The 17,733-nt window shown below is 68.7% G+C and carries 11 protein-coding genes and 2 pseudogenes; 6 read left to right on the top strand and 7 right to left on the bottom strand.

All coding sequences use genetic code 11. From position 1 onward, the window contains the following. The first annotated feature begins 135 nt into the window (after nucleotides 1–135). The 3 genes from OG390_RS35560 to OG390_RS35550 are packed head-to-tail and all read left to right on the top strand — an operon-like array spanning nucleotide 136 to nucleotide 3,355. Nucleotides 136–1,863, top strand: coding sequence for a replication initiator (locus OG390_RS35560; protein WP_406173579.1), 1,728 nt, complete (start codon nucleotides 136–138; stop codon nucleotides 1,861–1,863). After that, on the top strand, nucleotides 1,860–2,048 hold the full coding sequence (locus OG390_RS35555; protein WP_406173577.1) for a helix-turn-helix domain-containing protein: 189 nt from the start codon (nucleotides 1,860–1,862) through the stop codon (nucleotides 2,046–2,048). The genes OG390_RS35560 and OG390_RS35555 overlap by 4 nt, the downstream gene beginning before the upstream one ends. Further along, on the top strand, nucleotides 2,048–3,355 hold the full coding sequence (locus OG390_RS35550) for a tyrosine-type recombinase/integrase (RefSeq protein ID WP_406178043.1): 1,308 nt from the start codon (nucleotides 2,048–2,050) through the stop codon (nucleotides 3,353–3,355). The genes OG390_RS35555 and OG390_RS35550 overlap by 1 nt, the downstream gene beginning before the upstream one ends. Nucleotides 3,356–3,573: 218 nt before the next feature. Here OG390_RS35550 and OG390_RS35545 read toward each other — a convergent pair whose 3' ends face one another. The 5 genes and pseudogenes from OG390_RS35545 to OG390_RS35525 all read right to left on the bottom strand — a co-directional run bounded on the left by OG390_RS35545 (nucleotide 3,574) and on the right by OG390_RS35525 (nucleotide 6,535). Further along, nucleotides 3,574–3,963: a hypothetical protein gene (locus OG390_RS35545; protein WP_406173575.1), complete on the bottom strand. Its 390-nt coding sequence runs from the start codon at nucleotides 3,961–3,963 to the stop codon at nucleotides 3,574–3,576. Between the two features lie 514 nt (nucleotides 3,964–4,477). Further along, nucleotides 4,478–4,693, bottom strand: a pseudogene (locus tag OG390_RS35540) (helix-turn-helix domain-containing protein); the annotation flags it as partial. A 35-nt stretch (nucleotides 4,694–4,728) separates the two neighbouring features. Further along, nucleotides 4,729–5,067 (bottom strand): helix-turn-helix domain-containing protein, encoded by a 339-nt coding sequence (locus OG390_RS35535; protein WP_103815984.1) that lies wholly within the window; start codon nucleotides 5,065–5,067, stop codon nucleotides 4,729–4,731. After that, nucleotides 5,064–5,447: a type II toxin-antitoxin system RelE/ParE family toxin gene (locus OG390_RS35530; RefSeq protein ID WP_019886780.1), complete on the bottom strand. Its 384-nt coding sequence runs from the start codon at nucleotides 5,445–5,447 to the stop codon at nucleotides 5,064–5,066. Before OG390_RS35530 ends, OG390_RS35535 begins: the two co-directional genes overlap by 4 nt. A gap of 656 nt (nucleotides 5,448–6,103) precedes the next feature. Next, nucleotides 6,104–6,535, bottom strand: coding sequence for a winged helix-turn-helix domain-containing protein (locus OG390_RS35525; RefSeq protein WP_406173572.1), 432 nt, complete (start codon nucleotides 6,533–6,535; stop codon nucleotides 6,104–6,106). Between the two features lie 309 nt (nucleotides 6,536–6,844). Between OG390_RS35525 and OG390_RS35520 the strand changes: the two genes are divergently transcribed. From OG390_RS35520 to OG390_RS35510, 3 genes and pseudogenes are all read left to right on the top strand, one after another. Further along, nucleotides 6,845–8,545, top strand: a complete 1,701-nt coding sequence (locus tag OG390_RS35520; RefSeq protein ID WP_406173570.1) for a replication initiator — start codon at nucleotides 6,845–6,847, stop codon at nucleotides 8,543–8,545. Then, nucleotides 8,542–8,733, top strand: coding sequence for a helix-turn-helix domain-containing protein (locus tag OG390_RS35515; protein ID WP_381947264.1), 192 nt, complete (start codon nucleotides 8,542–8,544; stop codon nucleotides 8,731–8,733). Before OG390_RS35520 ends, OG390_RS35515 begins: the two co-directional genes overlap by 4 nt. Further along, a pseudogene (locus OG390_RS35510) lies at nucleotides 8,733–10,038 on the top strand (tyrosine-type recombinase/integrase). The gene OG390_RS35515 and the pseudogene OG390_RS35510 overlap by 1 nt, the downstream one beginning before the upstream one ends. A 194-nt stretch (nucleotides 10,039–10,232) precedes the next feature. Here the strand turns inward: OG390_RS35510 and OG390_RS35505 are convergent. Together OG390_RS35505 and OG390_RS35500 are read right to left on the bottom strand one after the other, a co-directional pair. After that, nucleotides 10,233–10,652, bottom strand: a complete 420-nt coding sequence (locus tag OG390_RS35505; protein WP_406173569.1) for a hypothetical protein — start codon at nucleotides 10,650–10,652, stop codon at nucleotides 10,233–10,235. 28 nt (nucleotides 10,653–10,680) lie between these two features. Next, the gene (locus OG390_RS35500) at nucleotides 10,681–17,652 is read right to left on the bottom strand and encodes an RHS repeat-associated core domain-containing protein (protein ID WP_406173567.1); all 6,972 of its coding nucleotides are present in this window, start codon (nucleotides 17,650–17,652) and stop codon (nucleotides 10,681–10,683) included. Nucleotides 17,653–17,733 lie beyond the last annotated feature (81 nt).

The following is a 17,733-nucleotide window of genomic DNA, read 5'->3' as shown; positions in this document are numbered from 1 at the left end:
CCGACCAGCCCCCTGGTCCGGCCCCCGCGCCCAGCTTCGAGGCGCCCCGTTCCCCTGTGAGCCGACAACTTCGGCCTGCCCACGCCGCCCCGCGCCGTACCGCTTCCGCGCTCCCGCCGAAAGGCTCCGTTCCGCATGCCCGCACAGCTCCAACTCCTGTACTCCACGAGCGTTCCAGCCGCCTCGCTCCCGTCGTCGGCGTTCACGACGCCGACCTGCCCGGCGGACGTCACCGCCTCGGCGGCAGGGCGGTCGGCGCTGGAGCGCCGCGCCAGGCTCACCGCCAAGCTGGCGAAGCTCGCCGCCACCGGCCAACTCGCACCCCTCGCACGGCAGATAGCTGGACTCGGTGGCTGCGCGCACCCGATCCGCCTGAACGGGCACCGCACCCGTCTGGACAGCGAGACCGGCGAGATTCTCGACCACTTCGACTCCGGCCGACTCCCGGCGGGCGAACTGCTGGTCCGCTGCGGCAACCGCCGCGCCACCCGCTGCCCCGCCTGCTCCACCGTCTACCGCTACGACACCTACCAGCTCATCGCCGCCGGCCTGCGCGGCGGCAAGACCGTCCCCACCAGCGTGGCCGCGCACCCGCGCGTGTTCGCCACCCTCACCGCACCCGGCTTCGGCCCCGTCCACAACCGGCCCGACACCGGCAACTGCCACTGCGGCCAGCTCCATGCCGACGGCGACCCGCTCCTCGGCACGCCGCTCGATCCCGACCGCTACGACTACACCGGCGCGGTGCTGTGGAACGCGCACGCCCCGGCCCTGTGGGCCCGCTTCACCATCCACCTACGCCGCGAGATCGCCAAGGCCGCCGGCCTCACCCAGCGCGCGCTGCGCCACCACGCCACACTCTCCTACGCCAAGGTCGCCGAGTACCAGAAACGGGGCCAGGTCCACTTCCACGCCGTCATCCGCCTCGACGGACCCACCGGCCCCACCAGCACCCCGCCCGCCTGGGCCACCACCCAGCTCCTGGACCACGCCGTCCGCGCCGCCGCCACACGCACCCGCGTCCACCACGAAGGCAAGCCGCCGAAGCAACCGCAGCCCGCCGGGGACGGCCCCGCGTCCCCGCCCCAAGACTCAGATCGGGCCGGGCGGCTGGTGTTCCGGTTCGGGCGGCAGATCGACGTCCGCGCGATCCGCAGCACGGACTTCACCGGCGGCGGCCCGGTCACCGACCGGCACGTCGCCGCCTACATCGCCAAGTACGCCACCAAGGGCGCCGAGACCACCACCGGCACCCTCGACCACCGCCTCCGCCTCCTCGCCGAACTCGCCACCCACGACATCACCGACCACGCCCGCCGCATGATCCACACCGCCTGGCACCTCGCCACCAGGCCCCAGCACGCCCACCTCCGCCTGCGCCAATGGGCCCACATGCTCGGCTTCCGCGGCCACTTCTCCACCCGCACCCGCCACTACTCCACCACCCTCGCCCACCTCCGCGCCGAACGAACCGCCTGGCGAACCGGCCGACCCGACACCCAGACCCCAGCCCCAGCGTCGGCTGAGATGCAGGCCAGTCAGACAGGCGGCAGTCCGGTCGGTGACCGCGCCGAACACTCCACCGACCTGGCCGCCGGTCACCGTCCCGGTCACCGCAACATCGCCGGTCAGCGCGTGGACTCGGACACGACGCTGGTCATCTCCCACTGGCAGTACGCCGGAACCGGACTCCTGCCCGAACTCGCCCACCTCGCCGACCTCCTGGCCGCAAAACGGCAGACCCGACCCGAACAACCGACCCGAGCCCGGCGCTCGAAGCGCTCCAGCGACCGCGCCGGTCACCCCGCCGGTCACTCCACTGATCGGCTCACCAGTGCTGTCCGGACGGGGGCCCTCGCGTGACCGCCGGTACCGAACTCCTCACCGTCCCCCAGGTCATGGAACGCCTCCAACTCGGCCGCACCACCGTCTACGACCTCATCCGCACCCGCCAACTCGCCTCCATCACCCTCGGCCGCGCCCGCCGCATCCCCGCCCACACCCTCACCGACTTCATCCACACCCGCCTCGACCAGGAAGCCGCATGATGACCACACCCCGCGACACCCCCGCCTCCCGCCGCAGCCGAGCCAACGGCGACGGGACCGTCTACCAGCGCAAGGACAGCCGGTGGGAAGCCGCCGGATACGTCCTCGCCCCCGGCAACATCCGCAAACGCGTCCGCGTCTACGGCAGCTCGCGCACGGAGGCGCTGGCCAAACTGACCGAGAAGATCGCCGCCAGCAACCGCGGCCTCCCCGTCCCGTCCACGCAGGGCAGCCTGGCCGCGTACCTGACGTACTGGCTGGAGAACGTCGCCGTCCACCAACTCCGCGAGAACACCCACACCCGCTACGCCGCCGTCGCCCGGCTCTACCTCATCCCCGGCCTCGGACGGAAGAAGCTCGCCAAGCTCACCGCCAAGGACGTCCGCACGTGGCTCAACCAGCTCCGCACCATCTGCCAGTGCTGCGCCCGCGGCCTCGACACCGCCCGCGACCAACGCCTCTGCTGCGCCGCCGGAAACTGCTGCTCCAGGCGGCTCTCGCCGCTGACCCTGACCTACGTGCACTCCGTACTCAAGTCCGCCCTGGAGCACGCGGTGCGCGAGGAGGAGATCCCGCGCAACGTCGCCCGCAACGTCCGTACCGGTACACCTCGGCCCCGCCGCTTCGAACCCCTCACCACCGAGGAAGCACGCGAGTTCCTGGCCGCCGCCAGCGGTCACCGGTTGCAACCGCTGTTCGAACTCGCCCTGCACACCGGCCTGCGTAAGGGCGAACTCCTCGGCCTGCGCTGGGAAGACCTCGACCTAACCGGTGGCACCGTCAGCATCCGACGCACCCTCCAACGCACCAACTCCGGCGGCCTGACCGCCCTCCCGACCAAGACCCAGAGCTCCGAACGGCGCATCTCCCTGCCGACGCCATGCCTGCGCTCTCTCGAACAGCACCGCGACCGGCAGCGCCAGGAGCGTGAAGCGGCGGGGACGGGCTGGAAGGACAGCGGCTACGTCTTCACCCGACCCGACGGAGCCCCGATCGAGGGAGCCACCCTCACCCGGCACTTCAACACCCTGCTCCGTCAGGCCAGGCTCCGCCGCATCCGATTCCACGACCTCCGCCACTCGGCGGCGACCCTCCTCCTGGAACAGGGAGTGGAACTCGTCGTGATCAAGGAGCTGTTGGGGCACGCCCACATCGGCGTCACCGCCACCGTGTACGCCCACGTCCGCCTCCGCCTCCAGCGCGACGCCATCGACCTTCTCGGCCACGCTCTCCGCAACCCCGCCGAGATCACCGGCAAGCCCGACGACGGCGACGAACCACCCCTCTGCGCAACCCCAGTCTGCTGACGTTGCCGTCAACTACTGCCGTCAGACACCCCAGAGGCCCCACCGGGACATCATTCCAGTGGGGCCTCTGGGGTTATCGCTGACCGTTATCGACAGGGAATCCCCCCGCCGGGCGGCCAAGCTTCGCGTCAGAGATCAGTTTTCGACTTGGAGAGACGGGAAGTTCGCCGACACGACCTGCAACCGCTCCGTCAATGGTTGACCATTGATAGATCTCGCTATTTCTTCGAGACTGTCGAAATGCCACCCGATGCCAGGGAGAATATCCGGACAAGCGCCTTCCGGACATCCGAGTCTCGATCGAGACGTTCCAGCGAATCGAACCTCGCCGGATCAAGATCGATGGTGGCAATTCCGCCTGCATTCTCGCCACTCGTGGTCGAGAACAGCAAGAGACATCGGTAGGCCCGCACAGCCCCTGCTCTTTCCTCGCGCATCAGCGAGTGAAGGAACACGGCCTCTTCCTTGACTTGGCTGCGGAGTGCATCCACTGAGCTCCACCGCGTCGCCCAGCCTTGGTCCTCCGCCTCCAACTGGATCTCCAGCAGCGTATTGAAATCGATCCGGCACACCCGGAAGTCGGGGTCGGTCGAATAAATCATGGACATCAGACGCGCTACTCTCCACCGTAGACATCGATACGGATTGGCGTATCGGGGTCGAGACGCCCGTCGTTGACCCTTGTCCGAATTTCATCTCAGCGATGATGACCGCCAAGAATCGTCCCGTCGCGTGACACGAGAATTCCGTCTCCCTTGGGGGCCTTATTGACCCCGTCCAAAAGTTCTTCCTCGCTCAGGTACTCGTGATACCACTGCGATGCCGTGTCCCGAGTCTTTTGCCCCTCGGTATATTTGCCGAGATCACCGGCCTTCTCGTAACGCGTTGAAATAGTGGGACCGCATCCCGGACCGGTGTTGTGAACAAGCACCGGCGTCTCGCCCGCGAGTACATAGTACGTGTGCAGGCCAGGCCGCTCCTACCTGCAAGTTTGCTGGTCAGCGGGCGATTTGACAGTCGCCGGATGTTCGTGCTCGTGCGCTGGAGTCTGCTGGCGTTGCCGTCACTACTGCCGTCAGCGGTCTACACCGCCTGGGGAATTCCAGGAATTCCGAATGCGTGTCAAGCGGCTTCGTCGTGCGGGGTGAGGCTGATGGTCAGGTCGGCGCCGAGAGCCTGAGCCAGGCGGCGCAGGAGGGGAAGCGTGGGCACGGTCCCGCCGCCTTCGAAGCGGGAGATCTGCGGCTGCTTCATCCCGCACCGCTCGGCCAGCTCGGCCTGGGACAGCCCGAGCTCGATGCGTCGGTTGTGGACGAGTTGTCCAAGCTCACGGGCGAGCGCGGAAGGCGGGTCCTGCATGGTTCCTCCCCGCCTCAGGCCGCTGGGGCGACGATGGTGACGGTGGGCTCGTCTCCGCCGGCGAGGTGCACGTCCACCGTGAGGTCCAGTGCGCGGGCCAGGCGCATGATGACCGCGATGGGCGGCAGCTCGGTTGCCGTCTCGATGCCTTCGATGTCATCGACGTCGACGTGCATGCGCTCGGCGAGGTCGGCCTCACTCAGGCCCAGCTGCTTACGCCGGTCGTAGACGGCCTTGCCCAACGTCATGGCGAGGCCGGCCTCTTCGTAGACCCGGTCGTACTCGGGGTCGGCGTCCAGGTGTTCGCCCAGCAGCTGGCGGTGGCGACGGGTCCTCCATTCGCTGTGGTTCATCGGTTCTCCTTGAGGTTGCGGCTGTAGAGGTCGTGCTCAGCGGCGGCTTCATGCTCTGCCTCGCACAATCGCTGTGCGGCGTGGGCGCGGTCCACTTCGGCCTGCTCGCGCATCTTGGTCTTGCGGAACACGGTGAGCAGCACGACACGTCGGCCGGGCGCCAGCCAGTAGGTGATCCGCTGATGGGCATCGCCCAGGCGGAAGCGCAGCTCGCGGAGCTTGCCGCCCAGGTGGCGGGAGTGCGGTTCGTCGAGGGTGGTGGGCTGCTCGGCGAGCAGGTCGGCGACGCGTTCGGCCTGCTTGTAGTGATGGGCGGGAATGTTCTCCAGCCACAGCCGCACCTCCGGCTCGATCTCGATCGAGTACCGCCCACTGTCCATAGCGCCGATGATATATCGCACGGGGTGCGAGAGCGCGACTTCGTAGCTCCGGTCGTGTGCCGTCGCCGCGACCGCAGCACCTCCAGCGTCGCACACCCCCGTGCTCCCCCCTTCGTCCTGATGCCACGGCGCCGCCCGCAAACCAGCGGCAACCTGCCGAGGCGGGGTAAGGGGCGACTTCTTTCGGCAGGATCGGGCCCGGGCGGGAGAAGCAGAGTACGGCCGGGCGGGTGCGTCGCCCAGTCTGGCGGCGCGGGGGCCGGGGCGGGAGGGGTCGGTCTGCCACGGGCGGCCGGGAGCTCGCTCCCCGCCGGAGGCGACGCTGGCCACCGCCCTCGGCGAGTCCGGCGGCGGGTGTGAGGGTCGGCCCCCTGGTCGGCCTTTGCCTGCGATCCGGCCGTAGGACGGTCGTGGGCGACAACTTGCTGTGCGAAGCGCGAGGACTCCACTCCCACAACTTAGCTCCGACAACACCAGGTTGGGCCCCGCTCGCGCCTGGGCCCGGCCGTCTGCCAGCACCTCGTGCGGGCGTCGGCTGCTCGGCCGATGGTGGGCCAGTCGGCGATGTTCGGCCAGCTCAGACGCGCAGGGCCCGCCTTGAACCTCGTAGAGAAAATCTGAACGCACCGCCCTGCCCAGCGTCCCGGCACGGCGGGTCAGTGGCCCCGCTCGCCGCCGTCCGACTCCAGTGCCTCGACGCGGCCACGGAGGTCGGCGATCTGCCGAGCGGCCTCGGCCAGCGCACGTTCCAGCGCCTCGACGCGGGCCGCCGTCCCGCCGGCGGGGGCGGTCGCCTCCGGGCCGTCGAGGTCGTCGGCGGGGTGGTCGTAGTGGGCGACGAAGGCGCCTTTGCCGGGGCGGGAGACCGCCCATCCTTCCTGCTTCAGCAGGGTCATGGCCTTCTGCACGGTCAGGCTCGACGCCCCGAACTCCCGCATCAGCACGGCCTGCGTCGGCAACGGATCCCCCGCGCCGAGTCCGCCGGAGCGGATCCGCTCACGCAGAGCCTCGGCGATCACCTCGAACGTCAGCTGCACCCCGCTGCCTGCCGGCCTCCGCCCGCGCCGCCCCACCACCACGCCGGTCACCCCCGCTTTCCACGCCCTCTACCAGCGAAATCCGGCCCGCCCAAACCGGGAAACCGCCCCCACACTACCCGCGTCCCACCACCCACCAGAAAGGAATCAGGAGGGATGCACTTGAATGCGCCCGTGAGGCGATGTTAACGTCACGCACCCGCCGGTGATCACCACCGCGCCCCGCCGACCAGCCCCCTGGTCCGGCCCCCGCGCCCAGCTTCGAGGCGCCCCGTTCCCCTGTGAGCCGACAACTTCGGCCTGCCCACGCCGCCCCGCGCCGTACCGCTTCCGCGCTCCCGCCGAAAGGCTCCGTTCCGCATGCCCGCACAGCTCCAACTCCTGTACTCCACGAGCGTTCCAGCCGCCTCGCTCCCGTCGTCGGCGTTCACGACGCCGACCTGCCCGGCGGACGTCACCGCCTCGGCGGCAGGGCGGTCGGCGCTGGAGCGCCGCGCCAGGCTCACCGCCAAGCTGGCGAAGCTCGCCGCCACCGGCCAACTCACATCCCTGGCACGGCAGATAGCCGGACTCGGTGGCTGTGTGCACCCGGTCCGTCTCACCGGGCACCGCACCCGCCTCGACAGCGCGACCGGTGAGATTTTCGACCACTTCGACTCCGGCCGGCTCCCGGCGGGCGAACTGCTGGTCCGCTGCGGCAACCGCCGCGCCACCCGCTGCCCCGCCTGCTCCACCGTCTACCGCTACGACACCTACCAACTCATCGCCGCCGGACTACGCGGCGGCAAAACCGTCCCCACCAGCGTCGCCGCACACCCCCGCGTGTTCGCCACCCTAACCGCACCCGGCTTCGGCCCCGTCCACAACCAGCCCGACACCAGCCGCTGCCACTGCGGCCAAGTCCACCCCGACGACGACCCGATCCTCGGCACCCCGCTCGACCCCGACCGCTACGACTACACCGGCGCGGTGCTGTGGAACGCGCATGCCCCGGCCCTGTGGGCCCGCTTCACCACCCACCTGCGGCGGGAGATCGCCAAGGCCGCCGGGCTCACGCAGCGGGCCCTGCGGGACCACGCCACGCTCTCCTACGCCAAGGTCGCGGAGTACCAAAAACGGGGCCAGGTCCACTTCCACGCCGTCATCCGACTCGACGGCCCCACCGGCCCCACCAGCACCCCGCCCGCCTGGGTCACCGTCCAGCTCCTCGACCACGCCGTCCGCGCCGCCGCCACACGCACACGCGTCGCGCATGAAGGCCAGCCGCAGCAACCCGCCGGGCACGCGCCCGGCATCCGGGAGGCCGGCCAGGGCAATCGGCCGGTGTTCCGGTTCGGGCGGCAGATCGACGTCCGCGCGATCCGCGGCACGGACTTCACCGGTGGCGGCCCGGTCACCGAGCGGCACGTCGCCGGCTACATCGCCAAGTACGCCACCAAGGGCGCCGAGACCACCACCGGCACCCTCGACCGCCGCCTCCGCCTCCTCGCCGAACTCGCCACCCACGACATCACCGACCACGCCCGCCGCATGATCCACACCGCCTGGCACCTCGCCACCAACCGCCGGCATGCCCACCTCCGCCTGCGCCAATGGGCTCACATGCTCGGCTTCCGCGGCCACTTCTCCACCCGCACCCGCCACTACTCCACCACCCTCGCCCACCTCCGCGCCGAACGCACCGCCTGGCGCCTTGGTCGACCCGACACCCAGACCCCCGCCTCAGCGTCGGCGGAGACGCAGGCCGGTCAGACGGGCGGCAGTCCGGTCGGTGACCGCGCCGGACACTCCACCGACCTGGCACCCGGTCACCGCAACATCGCCGGTCAGCGTGTGGACTCGGACACGACGCTGGTCATCTCCCACTGGCAGTACGCCGGAACCGGCCTCCTGCCCGAACTCGCCCACCTCGCCGACCTCCTAGCCGCAAAACGGCAGACCCGACCCGAGCAACCGACCCGAACCCGGCGCCCGGAGCACTCCGGTGACCGCGCCGGTCACCCGGTCGGTCACTCCGCTGATCGGCTGACCAGTGCTGTCCGGGCGGGGGCCGTCGCGTGACCGCCGGCACGGAACTCCTCACTGTCCCCCAGGTCATGGAACGCCTCCAGCTCGGCCGCTCCGCCGTCTACGACCTGCTCCGCACCCGACAGCTCGCCTCGATCACCCTCGGCCGCGCCCGCCGCATCCCCACCCACGCGCTCACCGACTTCATCCGTACCCGCCTCGACCAGGAAGCCGCCGCCTGATGACCACACCCCGAGACACCCCCGCCTCCCGCCGCGTCCGCGCCAACGGCGACGGAACCGTCTACCAGCGCAAGGACAGCCGCTGGGAAGCAGCCGGATACGTCCTCGCACCCGGCGACACCCGCAAGCGCATCCGCGTCTACGGCACGACCCGCAAGGAAGCTCTGGCCAAGCTCACCGAGAAGATCGCCGCCAGCAACCGCGGCCTCCCCGTCCCGTCCACGCAGGGCAGCCTGGCCCTATCTGACGTACTGGCTGGAGAACGTCGCCGTCCACCAGCTTCGCGAGAACACCCACACCCGCTACACCGCCGTCGCCCGGCTCTACCTCAACCCCTGCCTCGGCAAGAAGAAGCTCGCCAAGCTCACCGCCAAGGACGTCCGCACCTGGCTCAACCAGCTCCGCACCACCTGCCAGTGCTGCACCCGCGGCCTCGACACTGCCCGTGACCAGCCCCGCTGCTGCGCCGCCGGGAAGTGCTGCGCCAGGCGGCTCTCGCCGCTGACCCTGACCTACGTGCACTCCGTGCTCAAGTCCGCCCTGGAGCACGCGGTGCGCGAGGAGGAGATCCCGCGCAACGTCGCCCGCAACGTCCGCACCGGCACACCTCGGCCCCGCCGCTTCGAACCCCTCACCGCCGCGGAAGCGCGCGAGTTCCTGGCCGCCGCCAGCGGTCACCGGTTGCAACCGCTGTTCGAACTCGCCCTGCACACCGGCCTGCGTAAGGGCGAACTCCTCGGCCTGCGCTGGGAAGACCTCGACCTAACCGGTGGCACCGTCAGCATCCGACGCACCCTCCAGCGCACCAACACCGCCGGCCTGACCGCCCTCCCGACCAAGACCCAGAGCTCCGAACGGCGCATCGCCCTGCCGACGCCGTGCCTGCGCTCCCTGGAACAGCACCGCAGCCGACAGCTTCAGGAACGCGAAGCGGCAGGCAACAGCTGGCAGGACATCGGCTACGTGTTCACCCGACCCAACGGTGCCCCGATCGAAGGGGCCACCCTCACTCGGCACTTCACCGACCTGCTCCGCCGTGCCAGGCTCCGCCTCATCCGATTCCACGACCTCCGTCACTCGACGGCTACCCTTCTCCTGGAACAGGAAGTGGAGCTCGTCGTAATCAAGGAACTCCTCGGCCACGCCCACATCGGCGTCACCGCCACCGTCTACGCCCACGTCCGACTCCGCCTCCAGCGCGACGCCATCGACCTCCTTGACCGCGCCCTTCACCACCCCGCCGAGATCACCGGCGAGCCTGACGACGACGGCGAACCGCCCCTTTGCGCCGCGCCCGTCCGCTGACGTTGCCGTCACCTACTGCCGTCAAACGCATGCGAGGGGCCGCTGGATTAATTCCAGCGGCCCCTCGTATGTTCACCTTACGGGAAAGCTAAAGAAGCCGCGGACGCTAACCGCTAAAGGGGCGGCGACTGCCCTCCTGTATAGCCCAGAAATTTCGGAGTCACGCTTACCGAAACTCCTTTGCGGCGAACTAACTAAAAGTTGAGTACACTCGCGGCCGCCTCGACTTCTTCGGGTTCGTAACCGGTTCGAAGGAACAACTCACGGGATCCCAGCGCCATCACGACCAGCCGCGTCAGCTCATACCACCGCTCAGCGATCCGCGACGGAAGAGTTACCCGAACCTCACGGGGTGAAATATCACCCTCATCGGCTTCCCCCTCGGGGACTGCAAGCTCAGCAACGGATTCCGCCTCGTCGCCGCACAGCAAGATGCGCACTCTCGAAGCGTCTGGGACACGGGTATCCACCGCACGGAGCATGGCGGTCAACTGCTGCAGGTCAGTCGCTGTGCATCCAAGATCCGATAGTCGAGACTCCTGGAAGTTAGGCAACTGATGCGTGACCTGGAAGAGCACTTCGAATTGGTCAACACTCAGGACGATCTCGCGCACCGATGCACCAGCTCCGCACCGGCTCTCGTCATCTGAGGACATTATCGAACCAGTCCTTTCCACCCTTGGGGGTGAATACGGTTCCGCCGTCACCGTCTTCGATTACAACCGACCGCTTATCGGGGTCCCAGTAGCCGACTCGCCCATTACGGAGATATCTGGTCTCAACATTGGGGACGTGCCCATTGATCACACCGTCGACATAGTAGGGAAGCGCCTTTTCGTCGACACCTCGAACGAAATGTGTTCCGTCCCCATCCGGACGAATAGCTTCACCGTTCGCATGCTTCGCGATGTTCTCGGATATTTCATCTACCTCGGGGCAGCCACCGGAATTATGAACGAGGACCGGCGTAGCCCCCGCCAGCACATAGTACGTGTGGACGCCGCTGACGGTCAGGTCGTGGGTTATCTGCTGCTTGGTGAAGTGGCGGGCGGTGGCGATCTTGGCTTCGTGGCCGTCTTCGGTGCGCAGCGTCATGCCAGGGCGCAGGTCGCCCCCGTCGACCCAGGTGTGCTCCGAGGGCGACCAGAAGGGGTGAGTGATGGTCGCGATCAGAGAGTCGCCGGACGTCTTGCCGCTGGGTGCCGTGATGGCCAGATCGACGAATTCCTTGTCGTCCTTTGTGACGATGGTGTCGATGACTTTGTGCGCACGGGTCTTACCAGTTTCCGGGTCGGTTGTGACGACCTTTTCCCCGACCTTGATTTCCTCGATGTGCTTGGTACTTCCGTCCGCGAGGAGAACGTTCGTCCCGGAGACAAAGCTGTGGCAGTTGCCCGCTCGCGTTCGAAGTCCTCTCAGTGCGAATGCCGCCTCACCTGCCAGCAGGATTGGAACAGTTTCGACGGCGTCCTGGTGCGACTCGAAGGCGCCCTGATCGATGCCGCACTCCTTGGCGTGAACGACGCAGTAGGTGGCGGCTACTTTCTTGGCTTTCGCCAGGTTGTGCGTGTTCATCCAGACGGTGGCGGCATGTTGACATGCGAGGCGCCCGAAGCATGCAATCGCGTCACGCCCGTCGTCGCCGACGGGAGAGTCCCAGTAGCCGCCGCCATCGGTACCGTAGCCGTACGCAATCCACTTCTGGTTCAGCCAGTCGCCGTCATTTGCGTGACTGCCCTGCGGAAGGAAGGACATGAGTTCCGCAGGCGACGTGACGGTCTGGCTATCACCTGTGCTGTCAGAGGTATCAGACGTACCACCGCCACCACTGCAGTGACCCTTGTGACAACTGCCGGCGCTGGGATCGTCCGGGTTGATTGGCCCATCTGTAATGATTTCACCGGATCCATCACCCTTTGGTACACCGACACCACACTGGTCAGCCATGCACAGCCCGCTGGGATCTGCCGAGGTCACCGGTGAGTTGTCCGCGTAACTGTAGCCATTGAGGCTCTGGGCGTCGGACGTGGCGAGGATGGGGTCGACGCTGAGGAACTGGCCGATGGTCGGGTCGTATTCGCGGGCGCCGATGTGGGTGAGGCCGGTGGTGGTGTCGCGGGTTTTGCCGAGGAAGCCCTTGTCGTCGGGCCAGGGGCCGTAGGCGGGGGTGCCGCGGTCGGCGCCGAAGGGGGTGGTGTAGCGCTTGGTGAACGCCTGGGTCGTGTCGGCGCCGATGGCGAGGCTGGAGGTGCCGTGGTGGTCACCGGCCAGGTAGGACAGCTTCTCCGAGCCGGACTCGTTGGAGCGCATCGCGACCGTCATGCCGCCGGAGGCGTAGTAGCGCTGGGCCCAGGTGGTGCCGTCGGCGCGCAGGTGGAGTTCGGTGGCACCCGCGTACAGGACCCGCTCCCCGTTTCCGGTGGTGCGGATCAGGAGATTGCCGTCCGCGCCGTAGAGGTAGTCGGTGGAGGTGCCGTTCTCCGTGAGCTTGCTGAGCTGGCCCTCGTCGGACCAGGTCAGGTCCTGGGTGCCACCAGCCGCCTGGCCGGGGCGCGTCTTGGTGTTGCCGGTGGTGTCGTAGCTGTAGGTGCGGTCCGGGCTGGTGCAGTCCGTCTTGGTGGTGGTGCCGGTCAGGGTGTGCGGCTGGGTGGTGGAGGTGTAGCAGTAGGTGGTCTTGGTGGTGCCGCTGCTCTTGTGGGCCGTTTCGCTGGTGCGCTGTCCGGCGTCGTTGTAGGTGTAGCTCGACCAGTAGGGGGCCGGGCCCGACAGGCTGGAGGCGCTGCGCGCATCGGAGCACTTCTGCGAGGAGGGTGTCCAGGCCTGGGTCAGGCGCTGGTGGCCGTCGTAGGCGAAGCACTGGGTGTCCGCCGTACTGGTGCCGCCCAGGGTGGTCGGGTCGCTGATCGCGGTGACGTTTCCGGCTTGGTCGTGGGTGTAGTTGAGGTCCTGCAGCATGTACGGGTGGGTCTGGTCCGTGACATGGCTGCGGGTCAGGCGGCCGGTGCCCTCCTCGTAGGTGTTGGTGACGTAGAGGTACTTGTTGCCGGTACCGCCGGTGCCCAGCGTCAGCTGCTCGGGCTGGCCCAGCGCGGAGTAGGAGACATCATCGAGGTAGCCGGTCGACCCGCCGATCTCGGTGAGGTCGCCCAGGCCGTCGTAGGTGAAGCCGATGATCTCCGAGGGCAGGCCGCCCATCGACGGCTCCCGGTCGAACTGCAGACTGCCGTCGATGTTGTAGTGGCTCTCGTAGGCCAGCGTGGACGGGGCGCCCGCCTTCACGAACGGGTCGCCGGCCGGGAGTTCGAGCTGGGTGCCGGTCGCACGGCTCAGGCTGTCGTAGGCCGTGACGGTCTGCGTGTACGCCTGCCCGGCCTTGCCGCCCACATAGCGGGTGGAGGAGGTGGGCAGGCCCTTGAGCAGGGTGTCGTAGGTGGCGGCGGTGAGCTGGTTGGCGTCCGTCTTCGAGCCGGTCCAGGTGCCGGTGGCGCGGCCCAGTTCGTCGTACGCGGTCAGGATGGACTTGCCGCGGGAGTCGGTGGACTTGATGACCTGGTCGAGGGTGTTGTACTCGGTGGTCGACTGGCCCTTGTCGGGGTCGGTTGTGCTGGTCTGGCGGCCGAACAGGTCGTAGGTGTAGGTCCACTTGGCGCCGTCGGGACCGGTGATCGACGACTGCTGGCCGTCCTTGGCGTAGGCGAACTTCGTGGACGTGTAGGAGGCGCCGGGTCCGGTGCCGAAGCCGCTGTCCGCCGGACTCACGTCCGCGTACTCGCGACTCTCCGTCGTCCGTCCGCGTACGTCGGTGATGGTGCGCTGTGCCGAGCCGCCCTGCACGGCCGTGGTGGCGACGGAATCGCCGGTGTAGCCGGTGGTCGTGGCCCACTTCTTGACGCCGCCGACGTACAGGGTGCTGGTGGTGGGCCGGCCGGCTCCGTCGAAGACCGTCTCGGTCTGGGCGGGCGCCTCTCCGTACTCGGCGCGGGTGTAGGTGCCGTTGGGGGTGCTGGTGGTGTCGAAGATGTCGGCGTACGTCTCGTAGGCCAGGCCGCGGGTGTCGTAGCGGGTGTCGGTCAGCAGCCGGCCGCCCTGCGGGGTCGGTGACTGGGTCTGCAGCGGTCGCAGCAGGGAGTCGTAGAGGGTGTAGCTGGTGTTGTAGGTGTCGCCGTCCTTCTTCAGGGCCGAGGTGGACACCCAGGAGGGTTTGGCGGAGTCGAGGTGGTAGGCGTACGTGGTGTTGGGGGCCTGGCTGCCGCGGATCCGGTTGGGCAGCCACACCTCGGTCAGACGGCCGAGCGCGTCGTAGTTCAGCTCGGTCTTCTTCAGGTTGATGTCGTAGCTGCGCAGCGCCTGGCCGCGGCGCGGGTCGTAGTACGTGGCCGAACGGTTGCCCTTGGGGTCGGTGCTGATCGTCCTGGTCAGCGGGCCCGCGTCGGCCGGGGTGTAGGCGGTCGAGGTGGTATGCCCTGCCGTGTCGGTGACGCTCAGCGGCCGGCCGAGGCCGTCGTACGTGCTCGTGGCGACGGTCTGCCAGCCCGTGGGCGTGCGCTCGCCGTTCGAGTCGGCGGTGGTGGCGTAACCCGTCGCGCGGCCGGTCCAGGTCGCCTCGCCCTTGGTGGGCTTCTGCGTGGCGAGCCAGCCGGTCGCATTGGGCGTGTCGTAGACGACGGCGGTGTCGGAGAGCACCTCGCCGCGGGTGGCCGAGGTCGCCGGGAGGCTCAGACTCGTGTCCGTGATCGAGCAGACCCGGCCGACCGTGCGGGTGCGCGAGGTCAGAGCGGTGATGCCCACGCTGTCGTTGCGGGCGTACCAGGTGAGGGTGCAGGCCTCGTCACCGCCGAGGCCCAGCTCGCCGGAGTCGCTGACGGAGACGGGCATGCCGTAGTCGTCGTAGGTCGTGGAGATCGAGCGGGTGCGCCATGTCTTCGGGACGGTCAGGTAGGTGTACGTCCTCGCCCTGGCGGTGCGTACGTAGCGGGCCACATGGTCGCCCGCGCCGGGCGCACTCTGGCGCGCGGTCTCCTTCGACCATGGATCGTTCGTCGTCGCCGAGATCGGCGTGGCACCGTCGTGGGTGACCTGCTCGCGCAGTCGCCCTGCGTACGCGTCACTGTCGGTGAGGGTGGCGGCGCCGAGGTCGGGTGTGCTCAGCGGGGCGACGGTCACGGATTTGGTGGTGCCGTCCTTCTTCTTGTCGCCGTCCATGCCCTGCAGATAGAGCGAGACCGTCTTGGAACGCGTGCCGCTGGTCGCGCCGGTCTGGACGGTGACCTGGCGGTAGCCGCGCCAGTCCGACCAGGTCCGCTCGTCCGTGGGCGTGAACGGGTCGTCGGCGTAGTGCCAGGCCGCACCGCTGTAGGAGTAGGCGGACTCGACGGCGTCATTGTTCGCGGCCGGGTCGGAGACGACCACGGCCAGTACCCGGTACTTGTGGAACCAGTCCACCGAGGCGTCCTGGGCGCCGTTGATGTGCCAGAACTGCGGATAGCAGGAACGCGTGTTGGTGTCCTGCGCCGCACCCAGCACCTGACTGCGCACACACTCCGGCGACGACAGCGTCACCGTGGTGATCGCCCCGGTCTCCGACGTGACCGTCGAGATACGGGGACGGGTCAGCGGCAGGATGTCGTCCGTCGCGTCCACCCGGTTGGGCCGCATCTGGTACGTGAACGAGACCGGGTTCACCGCGATGTCAGCGTCGCCCGCCTTGCCGGTCCGCTTGAGCGACTTGAGGGTCAGCACCTGATCGGAGCTGTCGCCGATGTCGCCGCCGTCCAGGTACTGCTGGGTCAGCGCCCAGGAGTCCACCGGATCGTAGGCACTGGTGGTGGCGTTGTAGGAGGAGGTGCTGATGCCGGTCAGCCGCTTGCGGGAGAAGAAGGACGGGCCGGCCGCGTTGCAATCGGTGTCGTCCTTGGAGCAGATCGCGTCGAACGGCACATCCGGCCAGTTGTCGGCCGTGTCCTTGGTCAGGCTGGAGCAGTCCGAGGCCGTACACCGCTCCGCATGGGAGAAGGTGACCTTCGCGTCGGCCTGGTCGGTGAACAGGGCCCCGGCGCGCAGGCCGTACTCGATCCGGGTGAGATAGCCGCCGCGGGTGTAGGAGGCGTTGGCCGTGGTCGCCTTGTTCTTCTTGTAGTAGTTCGACTCCTTCGTGTACCAGTAGGTGGCAGCGTTGCCCCGGGTGCCCTCGACGTAGTCGAGGTTCCAGCGCCAGGCCTGGGTGAGCGACCGGTCGGCGAAGGTGCCGCCGTTTCCGTAGCCGGGCTCGCCGGAGTCGTCGCCGAATACGGGAACGGTCCAGGTGGAGTTGGTGCGCTGGGTGTCCGCACCGTCCAGCTTGTTCAGGCCGAAGACGTACTTGGTGCCGTCGCCGGTGGTGACGGTCCAGTACTCGCCGTTGTCGTCGCCGTTGGCCGCGCCCGTGGAGCGCGTCACCTTCGAGGCGTCGTCGTCGGCCAGCCGCCACTCGCCGCTGTCCTTGTCCTTGACCAGGCGCGTCGACTTGCCGTTCAACACCAGGCGGGCGTTGTCGTACTTCCAGCACTGGTCGAAGACGTCCGTGTGACCGTCGTCGTCACAGGAACCGTAGGTGCGCTCGATATAGGAGTCAGTGAGCGTGAAACCCTCACCGACAGAGGTGCCCTGATTGTTGGTGGTCGCGGTACGGCCGTCGATGCTGCCCGAGTCGTAGGACAGGGACAGCGACGGCGCGGGGCCCGCCGCAGCGGGCGGCATCGTGAAGCCGTACGACCAGGTGAAGGAACCGGAGCTGCCGCCCGCCTGCCAGGCGGAGGACGCCGACAGCGGTGTCGCGGAGTAGTCCCCGGTGCCGGCCGGGGACTGGCCGGAGCCGGTGCTGGTCGCGGTGACCGCGAGGACAGTCGCCCCGGAGGAGGTACTGGTGGCGGCGCTGTTGGCGGCGTGTACGAGCTGCGAGGACATGCCGTCCTGCGCCTCGGGCAGTTGCACCATCGCCGAGACGGACTGGCGGGCGATGTCGTTGTCCGACGTCAGCGGGGTCTGCTTACGGCACTCCGCCTTCTGCGGCGTCGTCAGCGCGCAGGAGGGCAGCTGCACCAGGCGCAGTCGCTGGGACCAGCCGCCGCCCACCGCGGAGGCAAAACCGCCGTAGTCGACGCTCACGTCGGCGGTGCCCGCCGTCTCCGCCTCGGCGGTCAGCAGGACGCCCGTGATGCCCGCCTTCCGGGCCGCCTTCTGGTCCAGCACGGTGATCCGCGCCTCGCCGCCTGCTGCGGCCTGCTTCGCGGACGAAGGGCTCACCGCAACGGGGAGGCCCGCGGGCGAGGCCGTGCCCGCCTTGCCCCGGCTCACCTTCACCACTGCCTCGCCCGCCTTGGGCCAGGCCGCCTTCTGCTGCGCCCGGGCCCGGGTGGCCTGCACGGCGTTGGCCTTCCGGTCCTTGGCGGCCTTCGCCCGGGCCTTCTTCGCACCGGGCCCGCCGAACGCCTTGACCTTGCTCACCCGCTGCTTCGGCAGGTCGGGCCGCCCCAGACCGCCGCCCGGCCGGGCCTCGGCCACCTGCGCAAGCCCCAGCGGCACCACCAACGCCAAAGCCAGCGACTGCACCAGCAGCCGTCCGCGCCGGTGCCGCATGACACCACGGCGTCTTCTTGAGGTGCCTATGCCAAAAGCCATCGTTTCCGCCCCACCCGGTCCAGAAGAGAGAAGTCCAGC

Origin of the sequence: Streptomyces sp. NBC_00996 (assembly GCF_045162675.1) — a bacterium.
Classification (GTDB): domain Bacteria; phylum Actinomycetota; class Actinomycetes; order Streptomycetales; family Streptomycetaceae; genus Streptomyces.
Note: the sequence above shows the minus strand (reverse complement) of the source record. Positions and strands in the feature narration are given on the sequence as shown.